At 70.3% G+C, this 19,538-nt stretch carries 18 protein-coding genes; 7 read left to right on the plus strand and 11 right to left on the minus strand.

Annotated elements, in window-relative coordinates; genetic code table 11:
• Positions 1–95 precede the first annotated feature (95 nt).
• The 4 genes from NGB36_RS16085 to NGB36_RS16100 all read right to left on the minus strand — a co-directional run bounded on the left by NGB36_RS16085 (position 96) and on the right by NGB36_RS16100 (position 5,525).
• Positions 96–1,478, minus strand: a complete 1,383-nt coding sequence (locus tag NGB36_RS16085; protein WP_255920971.1) for a nicotinate phosphoribosyltransferase — start codon at positions 1,476–1,478, stop codon at positions 96–98.
• 68 nt (positions 1,479–1,546) lie between these two features.
• The gene (locus NGB36_RS16090) at positions 1,547–1,831 is read right to left on the minus strand and encodes a dsRBD fold-containing protein (RefSeq protein WP_255920972.1); all 285 of its coding nucleotides are present in this window, start codon (positions 1,829–1,831) and stop codon (positions 1,547–1,549) included.
• Between the two features lie 82 nt (positions 1,832–1,913).
• Complete coding sequence (gene mptB, locus NGB36_RS16095) at positions 1,914–3,383, minus strand: polyprenol phosphomannose-dependent alpha 1,6 mannosyltransferase MptB (RefSeq protein WP_255920973.1); 1,470 nt, start codon at positions 3,381–3,383, stop codon at positions 1,914–1,916.
• A gap of 210 nt (positions 3,384–3,593) precedes the next feature.
• Complete coding sequence (locus tag NGB36_RS16100; RefSeq protein ID WP_255920974.1) at positions 3,594–5,525, minus strand: glycosyl hydrolase family 18 protein; 1,932 nt, start codon at positions 5,523–5,525, stop codon at positions 3,594–3,596.
• Between the two features lie 370 nt (positions 5,526–5,895).
• Here NGB36_RS16100 and NGB36_RS16105 point away from each other — a divergent pair, with 370 nt between their 5' ends.
• A complete protein-coding gene (locus NGB36_RS16105; RefSeq protein ID WP_255920975.1) occupies positions 5,896–6,870 on the plus strand; it encodes an aldo/keto reductase in 975 nt (324 codons plus the stop codon).
• 70 nt (positions 6,871–6,940) lie between these two features.
• Positions 6,941–7,438: a MarR family winged helix-turn-helix transcriptional regulator gene (locus tag NGB36_RS16110; RefSeq protein ID WP_255920976.1), complete on the plus strand. Its 498-nt coding sequence runs from the start codon at positions 6,941–6,943 to the stop codon at positions 7,436–7,438.
• Here the strand turns inward: NGB36_RS16110 and NGB36_RS16115 are convergent.
• Both NGB36_RS16115 and NGB36_RS16120 read right to left on the minus strand, forming a co-directional pair.
• A complete protein-coding gene (locus NGB36_RS16115) occupies positions 7,429–10,035 on the minus strand; it encodes a phosphatidylglycerol lysyltransferase domain-containing protein (protein ID WP_255920977.1) in 2,607 nt (868 codons plus the stop codon). The genes NGB36_RS16110 and NGB36_RS16115 overlap by 10 nt on opposite strands.
• Positions 10,036–10,162: 127 nt before the next feature.
• Entirely contained in the window at positions 10,163–10,798 is a 636-nt protein-coding gene (locus NGB36_RS16120) for a class F sortase (RefSeq protein WP_255920978.1), read from the minus strand.
• Positions 10,799–11,221: 423 nt separating this feature from the next.
• On the opposite strand from NGB36_RS16120, the gene NGB36_RS16125 reads away from it, so the two are divergent.
• The gene (locus NGB36_RS16125; protein WP_255920979.1) at positions 11,222–11,494 is read left to right on the plus strand and encodes a GlsB/YeaQ/YmgE family stress response membrane protein; all 273 of its coding nucleotides are present in this window, start codon (positions 11,222–11,224) and stop codon (positions 11,492–11,494) included.
• A gap of 45 nt (positions 11,495–11,539) precedes the next feature.
• On the opposite strand, the gene NGB36_RS16130 is transcribed toward NGB36_RS16125, so the two are convergent.
• Entirely contained in the window at positions 11,540–12,001 is a 462-nt protein-coding gene (locus NGB36_RS16130; RefSeq protein ID WP_255920980.1) for a MarR family winged helix-turn-helix transcriptional regulator, read from the minus strand.
• Positions 12,002–12,106: 105 nt separating this feature from the next.
• Between NGB36_RS16130 and NGB36_RS16135 the strand changes: the two genes are divergently transcribed.
• The 4 genes from NGB36_RS16135 to NGB36_RS16150 all read left to right on the plus strand — a co-directional run bounded on the left by NGB36_RS16135 (position 12,107) and on the right by NGB36_RS16150 (position 15,640).
• The gene (locus NGB36_RS16135) at positions 12,107–13,126 is read left to right on the plus strand and encodes an NADP-dependent oxidoreductase (protein ID WP_255920981.1); all 1,020 of its coding nucleotides are present in this window, start codon (positions 12,107–12,109) and stop codon (positions 13,124–13,126) included.
• 98 nt (positions 13,127–13,224) lie between these two features.
• On the plus strand, positions 13,225–13,653 hold the full coding sequence (locus NGB36_RS16140; protein ID WP_255920982.1) for an organic hydroperoxide resistance protein: 429 nt from the start codon (positions 13,225–13,227) through the stop codon (positions 13,651–13,653).
• A 579-nt stretch (positions 13,654–14,232) separates the two neighbouring features.
• Positions 14,233–14,727 (plus strand): DUF3145 domain-containing protein, encoded by a 495-nt coding sequence (locus tag NGB36_RS16145; RefSeq protein WP_255920983.1) that lies wholly within the window; start codon positions 14,233–14,235, stop codon positions 14,725–14,727.
• Positions 14,728–14,761: 34 nt separating this feature from the next.
• The gene (locus tag NGB36_RS16150) at positions 14,762–15,640 is read left to right on the plus strand and encodes an NAD(P)-dependent oxidoreductase (protein WP_255920984.1); all 879 of its coding nucleotides are present in this window, start codon (positions 14,762–14,764) and stop codon (positions 15,638–15,640) included.
• Between the two features lie 78 nt (positions 15,641–15,718).
• Here the strand turns inward: NGB36_RS16150 and fabF are convergent, their stop codons facing one another.
• The 4 genes from fabF to NGB36_RS16170 form a co-directional block, all read right to left on the minus strand.
• The gene (gene fabF, locus NGB36_RS16155; RefSeq protein WP_255920985.1) at positions 15,719–16,990 is read right to left on the minus strand and encodes a beta-ketoacyl-ACP synthase II; all 1,272 of its coding nucleotides are present in this window, start codon (positions 16,988–16,990) and stop codon (positions 15,719–15,721) included.
• Between the two features lie 112 nt (positions 16,991–17,102).
• Positions 17,103–17,351 (minus strand): acyl carrier protein, encoded by a 249-nt coding sequence (locus tag NGB36_RS16160; protein WP_255920986.1) that lies wholly within the window; start codon positions 17,349–17,351, stop codon positions 17,103–17,105.
• 85 nt (positions 17,352–17,436) lie between these two features.
• Positions 17,437–18,471, minus strand: a complete 1,035-nt coding sequence (locus NGB36_RS16165) for a ketoacyl-ACP synthase III (protein ID WP_255920987.1) — start codon at positions 18,469–18,471, stop codon at positions 17,437–17,439.
• A 101-nt stretch (positions 18,472–18,572) separates the two neighbouring features.
• A complete protein-coding gene (locus NGB36_RS16170) occupies positions 18,573–19,505 on the minus strand; it encodes an ACP S-malonyltransferase (protein WP_255920988.1) in 933 nt (310 codons plus the stop codon).
• Positions 19,506–19,538 lie beyond the last annotated feature (33 nt).

Raw genomic sequence — 19,538 nt, forward strand, 5'->3', positions numbered from 1 at the left:
TCCTCCTTCCGTCGCCTTCCGCTTTCCGTTTTTCTTCGCCTTCCCACCACAGGCGGCCGCAACCGGCTCAAGGCAGAACACGGACGCTGTCGTCCTCACGCGTGCGGCGCGGCCGCCCGCTCCTCGCGGATGTGCTGCTCCACGTCGTGGGTCAGCTTCGTCAATGCCGCGGAGTCGGTCGCGACGGGTGCCACGGGATCGTGGATCCGCTTCGCCTCCTCGGGGAGCGCCACAAGGTCGGCGGTGAAGCGCATATGGGCGGCGGACAGCGCCTCCTGGACCGAATCCGGCCCGGTCCTGCGGCCGCCGAGCATCATCGGCCGCAGCAGCGGAACGCCGCCGTCGGCGGGGCACGGTTCATCGCGCAGCGCGATGACATCGGCGTACCCCGGCCGCCGGTACACCTGCTTGGCACCCGGCGCCGTCATCTTCGCCGACGACAGCTTCATCACCGGACGCCCCTCGTACGCCACCAGCTTGTAGGCGGTGTCCAGCGACGGGGCGTCGGCGCAGACCCCGACCTTCGTCCCCACGGCGAAGACGTCGATGGGCGCCCCGGCGCCGAGCAATGCGTCGATCGCGTACTCGTCGAGCCCGCCGCTCGCCACGATCCGCACATCGGGAAGTCCCGCCGCGTCCAGGATCCGCCGGGCCCGCACCGACAGATCGGCGAGATCGCCGCTGTCGAGGCGCACCGCGCACTGCTGCCGTGCCTGCTGCCCCTCGGCCTCCCGCAGCTCGAGCAGGACGCGGGCGGCCGCCGCGACCCCCGCCTCCGTGTCGTAGGTGTCGACGAGGAACGTGACCGCGCCGGGCCAGGCCCGCGCGAAGGCGCGGAACGCCTCCTCCTCGCTGCGGAAGGCCTCCACGTAGGAGTGGGCCATCGTGCCGGTGGCGGGCACGCCGTACGCGGCCGCCGCGCCCATGTGGCTCGTCGCCGCGAACCCCGTCATCGCGCCGAGCCGGGCCGCCTGTTCCCCCGCGGACAAACCGTGCGTGCGGCGGAGCGAGAAGTCCACCACCGGCCGCCCCCGCGCCGCCAGCACACAGCGCGCCGCCTTCGACGCCACCGCCGTCTGATGGCTCACCTGGTTGAGCAGCAGCGTCTCGACCAGCTGCGCCTGCGGCAGCGGCGCGGTCACCTCGACGAGCGGCTCGCCGGCGAGCACCACGCTCCCCTCGGGGACGGCCCACACGTCGCCCTCGAACCGCATCCCGAGCAGCGCGCGCAGGTCGGACTCCGGCCGGTGCAGCAGCCCGGCGATCACCGTCAGCTCCTCGGGCCCGATCCGGTAGTCGCCGAGGAGGCCCAGCGCGGGTTCGATCCCCGCTGCGACGAGAAACCCGCGCTGCGGCGGCATCGCCCGTGCGAAGAGGCTGAAGGTGGCGGAGCCCGTCATCCCTTCGCGCAGGTACGAGCAGGCCATGGTGACCTCGTACAGGTCGCAGACGAGCGCGCTCGACGCCGCCGCTCCCACTGGACGCGCACCACCCCCCTGGCGATCGCCCCGCCGGCGATCGAAGGGCGCGGCAAACAGGGCGCGGCTCACAGCCAGAGCCGGGACGGCTCGCTGTCCCGGGGTTCCAGCTCCTCGTTCTCCTCGACTTCCTGGGATGCCTCGCTGATGAGCTTCCGCGACAGGTCCGCGAGCGCACGCCCCGCGGCCAGCTCGTCACCGATCTCGTGCACCTGCGGATCCCGCGGATTTCTGCGGGCCGTTCCGTACCCGGTGAACGTCGCCGTCGTGGTGTCCACGCTGGCCTCCGCCTTGGTGAGGTCGCCTTCCTCGGAGACCACGACCCGCGTCCTCCACTCCGTGGTGTGCGTCATCGCTCCGTCCTCCTGACTTCCCCCTGCCGACAGGCGGGATGCGAACCGCCTCCCTTCCTCGATCATTCCCCCAGGCGAAGCGCTAGGGAAGGCCCTTTTGCTCCGCAAATGCGCCTCCTGCGCCTCCGCCGCTCAGCCAACGCAGCGCGGTGGATCCGTACAGGGCGGCGAGGGCGAGCGCGATGCCGAGGGAGGCGGTGACCAGGTCGTCGAGGGCCGGGCCGTGGCCGTCCGGGAGTACCGAGAAGACGAGGACGACGACCAGCGTCTTCTGCCACGCCCCGGAGAGCCGGTGCCACGCCGTGGCGGCCAGGGGCAGCAGTCCCCACAGCGCGTACCACGGCTGGACGGCAGGGGAGAGCACCACCAGCGTCAGCAGCGACAGGCCGAGCGCGTACTCGGGTCCGACGGCGGGTGCGCGCCGCGCCCACAGGACGATCGCGACCAACGCCGCCAGCAGGCAGACGACGCGCACGGCCGTGATCGTGTCGGGTCTGCTCCAGGCGCTCTCGGTGCCCGCGGTGTGCGACACCGAGGCGGCCCAGGCCAGCAGACGCCCGACATCCGTACTCGCCGACCACACCGACTCGACGGAGACAGGGGTGCGCAGGGCGGCGATCCAGCCGAGTCCTCTGCCCGTCACGACGCTTACCGTCGCGGTCACCGCAGTGGCCACGCTCGCCCCCGCAAGCACCCGCCACACGCCGGGCCATATTCGCCCCCGCCATCGAGGCGACAGCGGAACGAGGAACAGCAACGCCGTCCCCGCAGGTGCCTTGACGATCGTGGCCAGCGAGACCGCGACCACGGCCCACAGCAACCGCCCGCGCCGCGCGAGCACCAGCCCCGTCATCATCAACGCCAGCATCAGCGCGTCGTTGTGCGCTCCGGCCACCAGATGGCAGATCACCAACGGGTTGAGCGCGGCCGCCCACAACGCCCCGCCCTCGCTCACCCCGGTCGCCCTCGCCAGAGCCCGCACCGCCCACACGATCACCGCCAGCGAGGCGAGGCAGACCGCCCGCATGCCGAGGACGGCGGGCACCACCGCCGAGCCGGTGAGCCGCACCACCGCCTGTGCCATGCCCACGAAGGCCGGCCCGTAGGGGGCGGGGGTGTGCTGCCACATCGCCGGGATGCTGTGGACGAGCGGGCCGCCGAGCGCGGCCGGGCCGAGCTGGTAGACGTCGAGTCCCCGTACGGACATCAACCCCTGGGCTACGTAGCTGTACACATCGCTGCTGAACAGCGGCGGGCCGATGACGAGCGGCGCCGACCACCACACCAGCACCCGGACCAGCTCACCGGCGCCGAGCGACCCGGCGATCCGTCCGAGCCGCCACCATGCGCACACCAGCAGCACGAGGCCGAGGTAGGTGAGCACCGTCCCCACATCCGCCGCTTCGGCTCCGCGCTCCCGCCACAGCCCGGAGGCGTCGTAGGCGGGCAGCGACCCCGCGGTCCATCCACCCAGGGCGAGCAGAACGGACCCGGAGGTTCCGATCCGACGGCACAGTGTGAGGGCGGCAGGCGTCGTGGTCGTCGCGGTCACTCGCGACAGCGTAAGGGGATGGTCAGTCGTTGTCCGCAGCAGGGGTCTTCCTCGGCTCGCCGCGATAGGTGCCGAACGCCCAACGATTGCCCTCCGGATCGCGGGCCGTGAAGTCGCGTCCCGGCGTCTCCACAGGGCAGTATGGCGAAGGACGGCGGACGCGCCCGGGGTCGCGCGGTTGCGCGGCCCCGGGCGCTCGGGCGGACGGTCTCAGGCGATGCTGATGTCGTCCGCGTAGTAGGTGCCGGTGCCGTACCAGCCGTGGGTGTAGACGGTGACGCTGGTGGTGCTCGGCCCGGTGGTGAAGGAAGCCGCGAGTTTCTGCCAGCTTCCGTTGGTCGTGGCCCAGTTCGAGCCGTCGGTGCCGCCCGACCCGCTGACACCGATATAGGCGTTGCTGCCGTCCACCCAGCCGGTGAGCGTGTAGCTGGTGCTGGGCTTGACGGTTACGGTCTCGGTGCACTGTGCGTCGTCGCTGCTGGTCGGCGTGGCTTCGAGAGCGTAGGAGCCGGAGTGCACCGTGGTGCTCTGCACCGTGCCCGAGTTGTTGGTGCAGCTCCACGGCGACAGGCTGCCGGACTCGAAGTCACCGTTGACGGCCGCTGCGCCACCGGTCGGGGTGGGTGTGGGCGTCGGTGTGGGCGTCGGGGTCGGTGTGGGCGTCGGTGTCGGAGTGGGCGTGGGGCTCGGGGGAGCCGAGCAGCTGGACGCCGAGCCGTTGGTGTCGTTGACGGCGTCGTTGAACAGCGTCGCCGCCTGGTCGAGGTCGTAGAGCGAGAACATCATCGTACCGCCGAGGCCGTTGCAGTGCAGATAGTCGGCCTTGGCCTGGATGGACTGGGCATCCTCGCCGGTCCAGAAGTTGTTGCCGTCGTAGAAGTACGCGGCCTGGGCCGCCGGATCCCAGAAGGTGTCGTTGGGATTGTCGATGACCCCGGTGAGCTCCTTGTACATCTGGATGCCGGGCACGTTGCCGGAGTCGGCCGCCCCGGGAGCGGGCCCGGTCGCGGTCTGGAAGAGCCCGTGGTCGTTGCCGGCCGGTACGCCCGTCCAGCCCCGGTAGTAGAACGGCACGCCCATGTTCAGCTTGTTGGCGGGGAAGCCGCCGGGTATGCCGTACTGCGAGTCTCCGGCCGTATAGGCCTTGATCGCCTCGTCGGACGAGTACTTCTCGTTGCCGGGTGCGATCGGCTGGCTCGGGTCGTTGGGGTTGTCATAGATGGGCGTCGCATGGTTGGTCGGCCCGGTGGTCTCGAAGCCGCCGTGCATGTCGTACGTCATCACGTCGCCGAAGTTCAGGTACTGACCGATGTTGTTGGTCTCGATGTTCGAGATCTTGTCCTGGCCGGACGGGAGCGCGGCGGTCAGGCTGTAGGTCTTGCCGTCGGCCTGTCCCTGCGCGTCCAGCTCGGAGCGGAACTCGGCGAGGAGAGCGGTGTAGTTCTGCTTGTCCGACGGGCTGGAGTGGTTGCCGAGGTGGCCGCCGCCGCCCGGGTACTCCCAGTCGATGTCGAAGCCGTCGAAGATGCCTTTCGCCGTGCCGGCGCCGCCGAATCCGTTCTGCACGGGCAGATTGCCCTTGATGAACATGTCGATGCACGAGGAGACGAACTTCTTGCGGGACGCGTCGGTGGCGGCAACGTCGGAGAAGTACTTGGAGTACGTCCAACCGCCGATCGACAGCAGCACCTTCAGGTGCGGGTACTTCGCCTTCAGCTCCTGCAACTGGTGGAAGTTGCCTGCGATCGGCTGGTTGTAGACGTCGGAGGTGCCGTCGACGCTGATGTCGGAGGTGAACTCCTTCTGGTAGTCGGCGAAGGAGTCCTCCGCGCCGTCACCGGCGTTGGGGTCGCTCTCGCCGCCGGGGTCGGGGTCGGTGGCCTTGGTGGCCTCGAAGCATGTCAGGTTGGTCGGGTCGATGTTCTCGAAGTCGTAGATGAGGTAGTCGAGTTTGCCCGCCATCCCTTCGGTGTCGACGTTCTTGAGGTAGAAGGCGTTCTGGTAGATCGACCACTGGTCGTAGTACGCCACCTTGATCCCGCCGCTGGTGGCAGGCGCACCGGTGGTGTTGGCGGCGGAGGCGGCGTGCGCGGCGCCGAGCATGGACGCCGCGAGGCCGAGCAGCGCGGCGGCCGCCGACACGGCGGCGGTGAGGTTCAGGCGTCTGCGGCTGGTTCTGGGACTTCGGGTATCTCTGGAACTTCGCATCGCGTATCACTCCAGGGAGTGAGTGGGGGAAGGGCTGCGTCATGTGCGCGCGGCTATGGCGAGGACATGACATATGCAGGGCGCGCAGCTGTGCGGAATGCGGTCCGGCGAGCGGGGGTTGTCGGAAATGCAGGGCGCGGGGCGGCAGAGCGGTGGCGGAGCAGGCACGGCACGTCGAGCGCTTCCCCCTAAGTTGGACTAGACCAAAGCTCGCGTCAAGACCTGTCGCCGGTCGTGACTGTCAGTGGCGGCGGATACGTTGGCTGGTGAAGGCGCGACGTACGATTGCTCGAAGGGACCTCTCATGGAGTACGTGAAGCTCGGCTCTACCGGACTTGATGTCTCGCGGATCTGCCTCGGCTGCATGAGCTACGGCGTGCCGGGTCGCGGCCCCCATCCGTGGACGCTCGACGAGGAGGACAGCCGGCCGTTCATCCGACAGGCGGTCGAAGCCGGCGTCAATTTCTTCGACACCGCCAACGTCTACTCGGACGGCACCAGCGAGGAGATCGTCGGCCGCGCGCTCGCCGATTACGCGCGCCGTGACGAGATCGTGCTCGCCACCAAGGTCTGCGGCCAGATGCGCCCCGGCCCCAACGGCAGTGGGCTGTCCCGCAAGGCGATCATGGCGGAGATCGACAACAGCCTGCGTCGCCTCGGCACCGATTACGTCGATCTCTACCAGATCCACCGCTGGGACCGGGACACGCCGATCGAGGAGACCCTCGAGGCGCTCCACGACGTCGTCAAGGCGGGCAAGGCCCGCTACATAGGCGCGAGTTCTATGCACGCCTGGCAGTTTTCCAAGGCGCTCTACACCTCGCAGCTGCACGGCTGGACTCGCTTCGCCACCATGCAGAACCACTACAACCTCCTGTACCGAGAGGAGGAGCGCGAGATGCTCCCGCTCTGCGCCGACCAGGGCATCGGCGTCATCCCGTGGAGCCCGCTCGCCCGCGGCCGCCTCACCCGCGACTGGGGCGCGACCACCGCGCGCGTGGAGACCGACGAGTTCGGCAAGACGCTCTACCAGGAGGAGGACCGGCAGATCGTCGAGGCCGTGACACGGATCGCCGAGGCCCGGGGGATATCGCGTGCCCAGGTCGCCCTCGCCTGGGTGGCCCAGCAGCCCGGGGTCACGGCGCCCATCGTGGGAGCCACCAAGCCGCACCACCTCGACGACGCCGTCGCCGCCGTGGGGATACGCCTCACCGAGGAGGAGACCAAGCAGCTCGAAGCGCCGTACACGCCCCGCGCGATATCCGGCTTCGTCGCGTAGGTGTCGCACGGGCATCAGGAGCGTCACCCAGGCCGGCCGGGCGGCCGGCGGAACGCTCTACAGTCGTGACATGCCGCCGCAGTCCCGACCAGAGCCTTCAGCGCCCCCGTACCCGGGCAGCGCTCCTGATGCCCGCCTGCTCACCGAGGCTGTCACTCGCCTGCGCCGCGCCCTGCGCGCCTCGATCCGTACCGAGTACCCATGGGAGACCCTGCCCATGGCCCAGGTCGAGCTGTTGCAGGTGCTCGCCGAGCACTCACCGGCGCGCATCGGCGACCTCGCCGCTCGGCAACGCCTCGCCACGAGCACGGTCAGCGGATTGATCGGACAGATGATCACCAGCGGGCTCGTCGCGCGCGCTGTCGACCCCGCCGACCGGCGCGCCTCCGCGGTCACCCTCACCGAAGCGGGGCAGGCGCAGCTCGACGCATGGGCGCGAGCCCATGAACACCGTCTCGACACCGCGCTCGGCGCCCTCGACGAGGCCGACCGCTCGGCTGTGCACGACGCCCTGCCGGCGCTCTTCCGGCTCGCCGAACAACTCGACGACACCATGACTCAGGCCTGACGGCCCGGGGAGGGCAGCGGTGGCGACGCTCCGCGCAGCCGTGGCGCCATGACGAAACCCTCGGCCGTGGCATCGGCGATGGCGATGCGCGGGAGCTCCGTCCTGCGCTCGTAGAGCATGAAGCGCGGCTCCCAGCGGGGCAGGAACGCGGCGTTGGCGCGGTGCAGCGCCTCCAGATGCTGACGGCGCGAGACCACCCGCAGGATCCCCCGGTACAGCCGGAACACCGGACCGGTGCCCGGCCTGCCGCCCGCCGTGCCCTCGGTGTCTGCCGCGCGGAATGTGGCGAGGTTGAGCGAGACTCGCTCGATCCCCGCCAGGGTCCCGGCGTCGTCCCGCGCCCGCAGCAGTACCTCGGTGATGAGGTAGGCGGTGAGCTCGCCGGCGGATTCCCGGTCGCGCCGCATGAGGTCGAGGGTGAGCCCGGTACGCCCCCACGGCACCAGGCTCATCAACGCGCAGGTACGGTCCTGCGCGTCCCGGCACTCGGCCATCACACACGCCCCGTCGGCCGGGTCGCCCAGCCGCCCCAGCGCCATCGTCAGCCCGCGATCGGCCGTCCCGTGGCGCCACGCGTTGGCGAGGTGGGCGAGGCGGGCCATCTCGGCCTCGGGGATGTCCCGGTGGCGGCGCACCACCACCGTGTACCCGGCGGCCCGGGCCCTGCGGCGGACCCCGAGCAGTCCGCGCATCGGCTCGCCTTCGAGGCCGAAGGAGGCGACGTCGACCACCGCCTCGTCACCGTAGGCCAGCACCTTCAGACCGGCGCGCCCGTACTCCTGCGCCGCGGACTGGCTCGCGCTCACCACCGCGGGCACCCAGGCGTGGGTGCGAGCCGTCTGCAGCCACGCCGCGATCGCCCCGGCACGTTCCTCGGGGTCGCCGACGGGGTCGCCGGAGGCGAGCGCGACACCGTTGGCCACCCGGTAGAGCACGGCGGCGTTCTGCGACGGCGACCAACTCACCGCCTTGTCGCGGCGCAGCTCGAAGTACCCGAGCGAGTCGGTCTGCCCGTATGCCTCCAGCAGGGCGCGCAGCCGCATCTCGTCCCCGGGCTGCAGCCGGGCGCGGCCGCGCGGCGAGCGGAAGAAGGCACGCAGAACCTGCAGGAACAGTGCGAGGCTGAGCACATTGATCACGAAGTCGGTCCAGGCGGGCACCGTGACCTCGGGCAGGCCGAGGAGGCTGGAGAGCGTGAAGATCCGCAGCACGGCATAGCGCAGGCACGTGCTCCAGCTCGCGGGCGCGGTGGTGTCCGTCTGGTGGACGAGCACGGTGCCGAGTCCCGCCGCCACCACGCCGCCGACGACGAAGTAGACGAGGCCGAGCGCGATGTTGCCGCGCTCACCGCGCACCCGGCATACGGGCGCGGCGATCAGCAGGGCGACGAGGACGGCCGTGGTGATGCCGGTGGACGCCCAGTTGAGCGGGTGGATCCGCATCTCCGGCAGGAAGATCATCGCCAGCCAGTAGAGCACCGCGTTCCCGCCCGCGAGCAGCGTGGTGATGATCCATGCCGCAAGCTTGCGCCTGCGCAGCATCACGGCGAGCAGGAACGCGAGCAGCGCGGCGGTGAACCCGGCCGTCACCAGGAATGGCGTGAAGTAGTCGCCGCTGTTGGCCAGATGGACCCGCTCCCTGAACGGTGCGATCAGGCCGGTGACGACGTCCAGCGTGGCCGCCGCCCGCAGGTACCAGACGACTGCGGCCGCGCTCGCCGCGCTGAGCGGCCGCAGCAGCAGTTCGGTCCGGGACGGCACCAGACCCGCAGGCAGCGGCCGCGCCCGGCCCGGGGCCCGCTCCCGGCCCCGCTTTCTTACCTGGCCGGCGGCCCGTGCGGCGGCCGCCTCCACCGTCTCCAGGTGGGGGGCGCCCGCGAGCGCGTTGTACACGCTGGTGCGCACCGCCATCAGCCGGCGGTGGACGCGCTGGTCACGGCGCTCGGCGCGGGCGAGCCGGCGTGGTCGGGAGTAGTAGCGCCAGCGTGCCCACGGGCTCGCGGGCCGGGCGAGGCGGACGGCGCCGACGACGGCGATGACGGGGATCATCACCCCGAGCAGTCCCGTCCACACCTTCCCCTTGAGCAGTGAGATCACCACGCAGCCCACGTTGAACGCCCCGTACACGATCTGAGCTGCCGTCAGCGGTCCGGTGAACCCGCCCAACGGCGCGTTGCCGAGGAGCAGCAGGGCGATCCACGCGATCGCGAGGATCACGGCGTCCACGGACTTGCGGCCCTGCTCGCTCCAGTAGACGTCCTCCAGATGCAGCACGAGCGCGAACTCGTCGAGCACGAGCCCGCATCCGATCCCGAAGATCACGGCGAGCACGTCGCGTGCCACCGGAGCGTTGCCGCGCAGCGTGAACGAGCCGATGCCGCCGATCAGCATCATCGCCTGGCCGAAGACCACGTGGTGGATGTGGAGCCCGCCGGGCGAGACGTTCCCAGGCCACCAGCGCACCCCGCGCCGGATCATCCGCACGCTGAAGCGGATGAAGAGGAACGACAGAATCAGCCCGACGAGCAGCAGGAACAGCGGTTCGCGCCCGGAGTCCGCGATCCGGGAGCGGTAGGTCTCCACGAGCCAGTGCCACATCGGTCCGCGTCACCTCCCGCCGCTTGTCGGCCACCCGCCGGCCGGCCCCCGTCCATCGGAGGGCAAGCGGGTCTGTCCGGTCAACGACAGCAGGGCGCCGGGGCAATGTGGTGACGCTTGTTCGGTCCTATTGCTTCCGGCCCGGCTTGGTCCCGCTCGGGCTCTGGCCCTGCTTGGTCCCGGTGAGGCGTGCGTAGACGACGACGTTGCCGAGGTAGCCGGTCTTCTTGGTGAACCCGCCGCCGCAGGTGATCAGACGCAGCTCGGCGCCCGGCGTATCGGCGTAGACCTTGTCGGTCGGGAAGTCGGTCTTTCGGTAGACGTCGATGCCGTAGATGGTGAAGACGGCGGTGCTGCCGTCCTTGCGGTGGACCTCGATGGTGTTGCCCTTGTGGAGGGAGCCGAGGTTGTAGAAGACCGCCGGGCCCTTCATCGTGTCGACGTGACCGGCGATCACGGACGCGCCGCCCTCGCCCGGGGCCGGACCGCCGTTGTACCAGCCGGCCAGGTCGCGATCGGTGTCCGGAGGCACCTGGAGATTGCCGTTGGAATCGAGCCCGAGCTGGGTGAGCGGTGCGCTCACGTAGATGGCGGGGATGTGGATCCGGTCGGGGACCGAGTACGGCAACGGGGGGACGGCGGGGGCGTCGGACGGCTTCGCGCTGGGACCGGCGGAGGCGAGAGCGTCGGCGGAGTTGGGGGCGGGCGGGTTCTTGGTCCGGCTGCCGTCGTGCATCAGCCAGGCGCCGGTCGCCAGCGCCATCGTTGCCGCCACTACGGCCGCTTTGGAGGGCCTGCGGGGTGCGTCCGGCTGCGGTTGCCCGGAGTCTTCGGCGGGCTCGGGGGGGTACGGATCGGGACCGGCAGAGCCGGGGTGTGGGGCACGCGGCATTGGTGACCTCCAGCGGGTGGCGTCTGCTACGTCTTATGCCACATTTCTGACATCACATCATGAAATGGTCGGATGCCCTGCGCGAGCGGAGGACGGGATTGTGGAGCCATCCGGAGTGCCTCCCGTGCGCCGGTCCCGAGCGAGTGTTCCGCGGTCCGCCGGCTCCGCCGCATAGCCGCCCCCGGCGGCGGGCAAGCCCTGGTCAGGGAACCGCCGGCACCTGACGCCGCGTCTGTACGGGTGCGGTTGCACCGCGAGCGGGCGGCTCGGAAACGAACAGAAAAGGACAGCACTGTGGGCATTATCGGCTGGATCATCCTGGGCTTGCTCGCCGGAGGCATAGCCAAGTTCCTGCTGCCCGGACGCGACCCCGGCGGCCTCATCGGGACCACGCTCATCGGCATCGCCGGATCGTTCGTCGGCGGGTGGCTGTCCTCGCACTTCCTCCACCGGCCCGTTCAGCACCAGTTCTACGACACCGCCACCTGGGTTTCGGCGATCGCCGGATCCCTCGTCCTCCTGATCGTCTACCGGATCCTCTTCGGCAATTCGCGCGAGCGGCGCTGACCTGCGGCGACTTCAGTCACAGGCGGGCTGACCAGTACAGACTGGTCAGCCCGCCGGCATGTCCAGCATCCGGCGCAGCAGGTCGCGCAGTGCCCGGCGTTCCTGAGCCGAGAGCCCGGCGAGCGGTTCGCGGGCGAAGGTGAGGCCGGAGCGCAAGCGGTCCGCGGTCTGCGCGCCCGCCTCGGTGGCGGCCGCGACCTTGACCCGCCGGTCGGCCGGGTCCGGCCGCCGCTCCACGAGGCCGCGCGCTTCGAGACGGTCCACGATCCCGGTGACGTTCGACGGCTCGCACTTGAGCTGCTCGGCGATCCGGCGCATGGGCAGCGGCTCACGCGCCAGCAGCGCCAGCACCCGCGCCTGCGCCCCGGTGAGCCCGTACTGGGCGGCGGCGGCCTCGTACTCCTCGTGGTAGCGGGAGACGATGGAGGCGATGAGGTCGACCACCTCGCGGGTGAGGGCGGCGTCCGCGGCCTCGGTGGCATGAGCGGTGTCGGTACGTGCAGCCATGCCGACAGGTTACCCATTTGCTTGACAACATGAAACATTCAGAGGCATGGTTTATTCAGTTCATGAAACTTTGCCATGGTGAAGCTGTGGTGGAAGGAGATAAGTATGTCTGCCCTGCCGACGACCGGCCGTGAGTGGCATCTGACCGCGCGGCCCAAGGGCTGGCCGACTCCGGACGGCTTCGCCCTGCGTGAGACCGAGATCCCAGCCCCGGGCCCGGGCGAGGTGCTCGTACGCAACCTCCACCTCTCCGTCGACCCCTACATGCGCGGGCGCATGAACGACGTGAAGTCCTACGTGCCGCCGTTCCAGCTCGACCAGCCGATGGACGGCGGGGCGGTCGGCGTCGTCATCGCCTCCGAGGCTGAGGGGCTCGCGGTCGGTGACCATGTGCTGCACGGGCTCGGCTGGCGCGAGTACGCCGTCGTCAAGGCCGAACACGCCGCCAGGGTCGACCCCGGCGTGGCACCGCTCTCTGCTTACCTCGGTGTCCTCGGCATGCCCGGTCTGACCGCGTACGCGGGGCTGCTGCGGGTCGCCGGGATCAAGGAGGGCGACGTCGTCTTCGTCTCCGGTGCGGCGGGCGCGGTCGGCAGCCTCGTCGGGCAGATTGCCAAGCTCAAGGGCGCCTCCCGCGTGATCGGCTCGGCCGGTTCCGACGAGAAGGTCAAGACGCTCGTCGAGGAGTACGGCTTCGACTCGGCCTTCAACTACAAGAGCGGCCCCGTCGCCGAACAGCTCAAGGCTGCGGCCCCCGACGGCATCGACGTCTACTTCGACAACGTCGGTGGCGACCATCTCGAAGCCGCGATCGGCTCGCTGAACGTGCACGGCCGCGCCGCGATCTGCGGCATGATCGCGCAGTACAACGCCACCGAGCCGCCCGCGGCCCCCCGCAACCTCGCTCTGGTCATCGGCAAGCGGCTGCGTCTCGAAGGGCTTCTCGTCCGCGACCACTTCGACCTGCAGGAGCAGTTCGTCACGGAGGTCGGCGGCTGGCTGCGCGAGGGCAAGCTGCACTACCGCGAGACTGCCGTGGAGGGCATCGAGAACGCGCTGGACGCGTTCCTCGGACTGCTGCGCGGCCAGAACTCCGGAAAGATGATCGTCAGCCTCGCTCACTGACCGGTCGCCGCCATGGCTTAGGCTCTCAAGCGGCCGGTGTGGTCGTGGGCGCGAGCCATGACGGCGGCACGAAAGTGCACATAACAGGAGGATTTTCTATGTCCATCCAGCCTATCGACGTCCTTTACACCGCGGTCGCCACCGCCGAGAACGGCCGCGACGGCCGGGTCGCATCCGACGACGGAAAGCTCGACGTCGTGGTCAACCCGCCGAAGGAGATGGGCGGCAGCGGCGCGGGCACCAACCCCGAGCAGCTTTTCGCGGCCGGCTACAGCGCGTGCTTCCAGGGCGCCCTCGGCGTCGTCGCCCGCCAGGAGAAGGCGGACATCTCCGGTTCCACGGTGACCGCCAAGGTCGGCCTCGGCAAGAACCCGGCCGGCGGCTTCGGCCTGAAGGTCGAGATCTCGGCCTCCATTCCCAACGTCGACGCCGCGACCGCCCAGGCGCTGGTGGAGAAGGCCCACCAGGTGTGCCCGTACTCCAACGCGACCCGCGGCAACATCGAGGTGTCCGTCAGCGCAGCCTGACGCCGACCGCCGCTTGGGATCTGAGGGCCGCGCTCGCCCCGAGCGCGGCCCTCAGCCGTGTCCGCACCCGTGTCCGCACCCGTGTCCGCACCCGTGTCCGCGTCCGGTGCGCATGGCGGAAATCGGAGGCGGCGCTCGGTGACATCGACGGCTACTGGCCCGGACCGACCCGTCCGTGGCAGCCACAACAGGCCGTCAAGAACCGCGTCCACGCCGGGCTGCGCTGACCGCGCCCATACCAGAATCGGGGCCGTGATGGGGCCCAAGCGGTGAATCGGGTGGGGCGAGGACGCTCGCACATGGGTCGTCACCCTCGGATGTCCGGGTGATTCCTCGCACCGCTCGACGGTACGTCACTCGCGCAGGGAGAACGCAGGGTAGCTTTGGCCCTGGTGACTCGGAGCCCCGGGGCATCCCGTGAGATGAGAAGTGGGTGGTTGAACGGAATTCGGCGCCTGTTGATCGGAACTTGTCCCGTTTGCATGGAATAGTGCAGAATATTCGCTGTCGTTCCGGAACGAGAGGAACGGGCCCGAGGCCGCTGGGGAAGGCGAACCTCGTCCCACACTGGAGGTCCCGGTGACGACACGTGGAGTTCTTTACGTGCACTCCGCACCACGCGCGCTGTGCCCGCACGTCGAATGGGCCGTCGCGGGTGTGCTCGGTGTGCGCGTCAGCCTTGACTGGATCCGCCAGCCGGCCTCGCCAGGGACTTGGCGTGCCGAGTTCTCCTGGCACGGCGATCCTGGCACGGCGTCAAAGCTGGCGTCCGCGCTGCGCGGTTGGCACCTGTTGCGTTTCGAGGTGACGGCGGAGCCGTGCGCCACCGCCGAGGGCGAGCGCTACAGCAGCACCCCCGAGCTCGGCATCTTCCACGCCGTCACCGGGATGCACGGCGACATCCTCATCCCGGAGGACCGGCTGCGCGCCGCGCTCGCCAGGGCGGGCCGGGGCGAGGCCGATCTGGAGGCCGAGATCGCCAAGCTGCTCGGCAAACCGTGGGACGACGAGCTGGAGCCCTTCCGTTACGCCGGTGAGGGTGCCCCCGTCCGCTGGTTGCACCAGGTGGTCTGAGCAAGATCCCGGAGCTGCGGGTAGCGTGGCGTTCATGGCTGACCGTATTTCAGTTGCCGTGCTCGGCACCGGAACCATGGGCGCGCCGATCGCCCGCAACCTCGCCAGGGCCGGACACGATGTCCGTGCATGGAACCGCACCCGTTCGCGAGCCGAACCGCTCGCCGCCGACGGTGTGCGCATCGCGGACGACCCGGCGGAGGCGGTGCGCGGCGCCGACGCCGTCGTGACCATGCTGTTCGACGCGGAGTCGGTTCTGCGGGCCGTCAGGGCCGCGGCCGACGGGCTGCGCGAGGGGATGGTGTGGGCCCAGACCAGTACCGTCGGGCCCGAGGCGCTGCCGCGGCTCGCCGATGTCGCCGCCGAGCACGGCCTGCTCTTCATCGACGCACCCGTCCTGGGCACCAAGGCGCCCGCGGAAAACGCCCAGCTGCAGATTCTCGCGGCCGGGCCGCAGGACGCCCGCCCGGTGGCGGACCAGGTCTTCGACGCCATCGGCAGCCGCACCGTCTGGCTGGGCGAGGACGGAGCCGCAGGCGCGGCCAGCAGGCTCAAGCTGGTCTTCAACAGCTGGGTGCTCACGGTGATCAACGGCACCACCGAGGCGCTGGCGCTCGCCCATGGCCTCGGCGTCGATCCCCAGCACTTCCTCACCGCGCTGGAAGGCACCGCCCTCGACTCCGCGTATCTGCGCATGAAGGCCGATGCCGTCCTCACCGGGAACTACGACGTCAACTTCACCGTCGCCGGAGGGCTGAAGGACGCCCGGCTGATCTCCGAGGCCGCCGAGCAGGCCGGCGTCCACCTGGACCTCGTACCCGCCGGTGCCGAACGCCTCGCCCGCGCCGAGTCCATGGGTTACGGCGACAAGGACGCAGCGGCCTCCTACTTCGCCAGCTTCGACAAGCCGTAGAGCGAGCAGCGGACAGGCCGAACGCGTGGGGCCCCTGTCCGGCGGACAGGGGCCCCACAGGATTGCTGCCAGCGCGCGTCAGACGCTGCGGAACGCCAGCACGACGTTGTGGCCGCCGAAGCCGAACGAGTTGTTCAGCGCGGCGATCGTGCCCTCCGGCAGTGCGCGCGCCTCGCCGCGCACCACGTCGGCCTCCACCTCGGGGTCGAAGTTCTCGATGTTGATCGTCGGCGGGGCGATCCGGTTGTGCAGCGCGAGGACGGTCGCGACCGTCTCCACACCGCCGGCGCCGCCCAGCAGGTGACCGGTCATCGACTTGGTGGCGGAGACCGCCATGTGGTCGACGTCGTCGCCGAACACGCCGCGCAGCGCCTTGATCTCGGCGACATCCCCCTGCGGGGTGGAGGTCGCGTGGGCGTTGACGTGCGCGATCTCGGCCGGCTTGAGGTCCGAGCCCTCCATGAGATTGGTGAGCGCGCTGGAGATGCCGCGGCCGTTCGGCTCCGGCTGCGCGATGTGATGCGCGTCGGCGGAGACGCCCTGGCCGACCGCCTCGCAGTACACGCGGGCGCCGCGCCTGGCGGCGTGCTCCGCGGACTCCAGCACGACGATGCCCGCGCCCTCGCCGAGCACGAAGCCGTCCCGCGCGACGTCGTACGGGCGCGAAGCGCCCTGCGGGTCGTCGTTGTTCTTCGACATCGCCATCATGTTGCCGAAGGCGACGATCGGCAGCGGATGGATCGCCGCCTCCGTGCCGCCCGCCACCACGATGTCGGCGCGCCCGGTACGGATCATCTGGATGGCGTAGCCGATCGCCTCGGCGCCGGAGGCGCAGGCGCTGACCGGGGTGTGCACACCGGCCCGCGCGTTCAGCTCGATGCCCACGTTCGCGGCCGGGCTGTTCGGCATCAGCATCGGCACGGTGTGCGGGGAGACCCGCCGCACGCCCTGTTCCTTGAGCACGTCGTACTGGCCGAGCAGCGTCGTCACACCGCCGATGCCGGAGGCGACGACGGCACCCAGCCGGTCGGGGTCCACAGCCGCGCCGTCACCCGGCTCGCCCGCCCTGCCGGTGAGCCCCGCGTCCGCCCACGCCTCGCGCGCCGCGATCAGCGCGAACTGCGCGGAACGGTCGAGCCTGCGGGCCTGCGGACGCGGAATCACCTCGGTCGGTTCGACGGCGATCTCCGCCGCGATCCGCACGGGCAGTTCGGCGGCCCAGTCCTGCTGTAGGAGGTGGACGCCGGACCGTCCGGCGACCAGGCCCTCCCAGGTCGAAGCGCTGTCGCCACCCAGCGGTGTGGTTGCGCCGATACCGGTGACGACCACGGTGCGATTGGTCGCGTTCACAGGAATTCTTGTCTCCACGTCTCGAGGGTGAAGGCGGCGCGGGTGCACTCGCCCCTGAGGGGGCGGCGACAGACGCGTCGACCCGGTACTGCCGATGAGGACCCTGAAGTCCTCAGGCCTGGTGCTTGAGGATGTAGTCGGTGGCGTCGCCGACGGTCTTGAGGTTCTTGACGTCGTCGTCCGGGATCTTCACGCCGAAGCGCTCCTCGGCGGCGACGACGACCTCGACCATGGAGAGCGAGTCGACGTCCAGGTCGTCGGTGAACGACTTGTCGAGCTGCACGTCCTCGGTCGGGATCCCGGCGATCTCGTTGACGATGTCGGCGAGACCTTCGAGGATCTCTTCCTGCGTGGCGGCCATTGCGGCGCTCCTTCGGTGTTGTGTCGCTGTTTTGCGGTGGTGGTCGTGCGGCTCGCGGGAGTGCGGGCCGCCGCGGGGATCTTGCTTAGGGGAGGGTAACGACAGCGGCTGCGAAGACGAGACCCGCCCCGAAGCCGATGACGAGCGCGGTGTCGCCGCTCTTCGCCTGGCCCGTCGCCAGCAGCCGTTCCATGGCGAGCGGGATGGAGGCGGCGGAGGTGTTGCCGGTGGTCTCGATGTCGCGGGCGACGGCCACGTGCTCGGGCAGCTTGAGCGCCTTGATCATCGCGTCGATGATCCGCATGTTGGCCTGGTGCGGGATGAACACGTCCAGCTCGTCCGCGGTCACCCCGGCGGCGTCCAGAGCCTCCTGGGCCACCTTGGCCATCTCGTAGACCGCCCAGCGGAAGACCGTCTGGCCCTCCTGGCGCAGCGCCGGGAACTTCAGCCGCCCGTCCTCGCCGAGCGGGAGCTGGTCGAGGTCGCCGATCTTGAAACGGTCCCACGGCACGGTCTGAGAGATCACATCGGCCTTGTCGCCCTCGGAACCCCAGATCGTCGGGCCGATCTCGGGCACGTCGGACGGGCCGAGCACCACGGCGCCTGCGCCGTCGCCGAAGAGGAACGCGGTCGAACGGTCGGTCAGATCGGTCATGTCCGAGAGCCGCTCGACGCCGATGACGAGGGCGTACTCCGCGCTGCCCTCGACGATCAGGCCCTTGCCGATGGTCAGCCCGTAGACGAAGCCCGCGCAGGCGGCCGAGATGTCGAACGCCGCCGGCCTGCCCGCGCCCAGCCGGTGGGCGATCTCGGTGGCGATGGAGGGTGTCTGCTTGAAGTGCGAGACCGTCGAGATGATGACCGCGCCGATCTGGTCGGCGTTGATGCCGGCGTCGGCGATGGCCTTGCCGGCCGCGGCCAGGGACATCTCGGCGACGGTCTCCTCAGGACCGGCCCAGTGCCGGGTGGCGATGCCGGAGCGGCTGCGGATCCACTCGTCGGAGGAGTCGATGTGCTGGAGGATCTCCTCGTTCGGAACCACGCGGGAGGGACGGTACCCACCGACGCCGAGGATCCGGGCGTAGGGCGCGCCCTTGCTCGGCTTGATCTTCGCGGTCATGCTCTGGGGCTCCTCGTTGTAGGCCGCTCGTTGTCTGCCGCTCGCTGTTTGGCCGTTGTGTCGAGTATGTCGCCTCTGTCGCCGTTTGCCGCCATGGCGGGCTATGCGGCCGCGTGCTCGGCGACGATCGCGCGGGCCGCGGCGATGTCGTCCGGCGTCTTCAGCGCCACCGTACGCACGCCCGGCAGCGCCCGCTTGGCGAGGCCCACCAGGGTGCCCGCCGGGGCCACCTCGATGAGCGCGGTGACGCCGAGCTCCTTGAACGTCTCCATGCACAGGTCCCAACGGATGGAGTTGGACACCTGGTTGACCAGGCGCTGCACGATCTCCGCACCGGACCCGACCACCTTGCCGTCGGCATTGGAGACGTACGGGGTCCGCGGGTCGCGCACCGTCATGCCCGGCACCAGCGCCTCGAGGGTGGCGACCGCCGGGGCCATGTGGTGCGTGTGGAACGCGCCTGCCACCTTCAGCGGGATCACCCGGGCCTTCTCCGGCTTGTCGGCGGCGAGTGCGTCCAACTGCTCCTTGGTCCCGGCCGCCACGATCTGGCCCGCGCCGTTCATGTTCGCCGGCGTCAGGCCCAGCGACTGCAGCTTGGCGACCACGTCCTGCGGATCCCCGCCGAGCACTGCCGACATGCCGGTCTCGGTGACGGCGGCGGCCTGCGCCATCGCCTCACCGCGCTTGCGGACCAGGGCCATCGCCGTCTCCGGGCTGAGCACACCGGCCCAGGCGGCCGCAGCGAGTTCACCGACGCTGTGCCCGGCGACGGCGCCAACGGCGCTGTGTGCCTCCTCGGGCCGCTCGAAGAGCGAGGACGCGGTGACGAGGGCGGACGCCACCAGCAGTGGCTGGGCGACGGCGGTGTCGCGGATCTCCTCCGCGCCGGCCTTCGTTCCGTAGTGGACGAGGTCGAGGCCGGCCACGGCGGACCACCACGTCAACCGGTCGGCGACGCCGGGCAGATCAAGCCACGGGTTGAGGAAGCCAGGCGTTTGGGCACCCTGGCCGGGAGCGACGAGTACGAGCACCTTCCAACTCTCTCTCGCGTCGGGTGATCCCCG

Origin of the sequence: Streptomyces humicola (genome assembly GCF_024436035.1) — a bacterium.
GTDB classification, from domain to species: domain Bacteria; phylum Actinomycetota; class Actinomycetes; order Streptomycetales; family Streptomycetaceae; genus Streptantibioticus_B; species Streptantibioticus_B humicola.

Coding starts and splice junctions, on each gene's coding strand:
- NGB36_RS16090 (WP_255920972.1), bottom strand. CDS start 1,831: ATGACGCACACCACGGAGTGGAGGACGCGGGTCGTGGTCTCCGAGGAA.
- NGB36_RS16105 (WP_255920975.1), top strand. CDS start 5,896: ATGGAGTACGTGAAGCTCGGCTCTACCGGACTTGATGTCTCGCGGATC.
- NGB36_RS16110 (WP_255920976.1), top strand. CDS start 6,941: ATGCCGCCGCAGTCCCGACCAGAGCCTTCAGCGCCCCCGTACCCGGGC.
- NGB36_RS16115 (WP_255920977.1), bottom strand. CDS start 10,035: ATGTGGCACTGGCTCGTGGAGACCTACCGCTCCCGGATCGCGGACTCC.
- NGB36_RS16120 (WP_255920978.1), bottom strand. CDS start 10,798: ATGGCGCTGGCGACCGGCGCCTGGCTGATGCACGACGGCAGCCGGACC.
- NGB36_RS16130 (WP_255920980.1), bottom strand. CDS start 12,001: ATGGCTGCACGTACCGACACCGCTCATGCCACCGAGGCCGCGGACGCC.
- NGB36_RS16135 (WP_255920981.1), top strand. CDS start 12,107: ATGTCTGCCCTGCCGACGACCGGCCGTGAGTGGCATCTGACCGCGCGG.
- NGB36_RS16140 (WP_255920982.1), top strand. CDS start 13,225: ATGTCCATCCAGCCTATCGACGTCCTTTACACCGCGGTCGCCACCGCC.
- NGB36_RS16150 (WP_255920984.1), top strand. CDS start 14,762: ATGGCTGACCGTATTTCAGTTGCCGTGCTCGGCACCGGAACCATGGGC.
- NGB36_RS16160 (WP_255920986.1), bottom strand. CDS start 17,351: ATGGCCGCCACGCAGGAAGAGATCCTCGAAGGTCTCGCCGACATCGTC.
- NGB36_RS16165 (WP_255920987.1), bottom strand. CDS start 18,471: ATGACCGCGAAGATCAAGCCGAGCAAGGGCGCGCCCTACGCCCGGATC.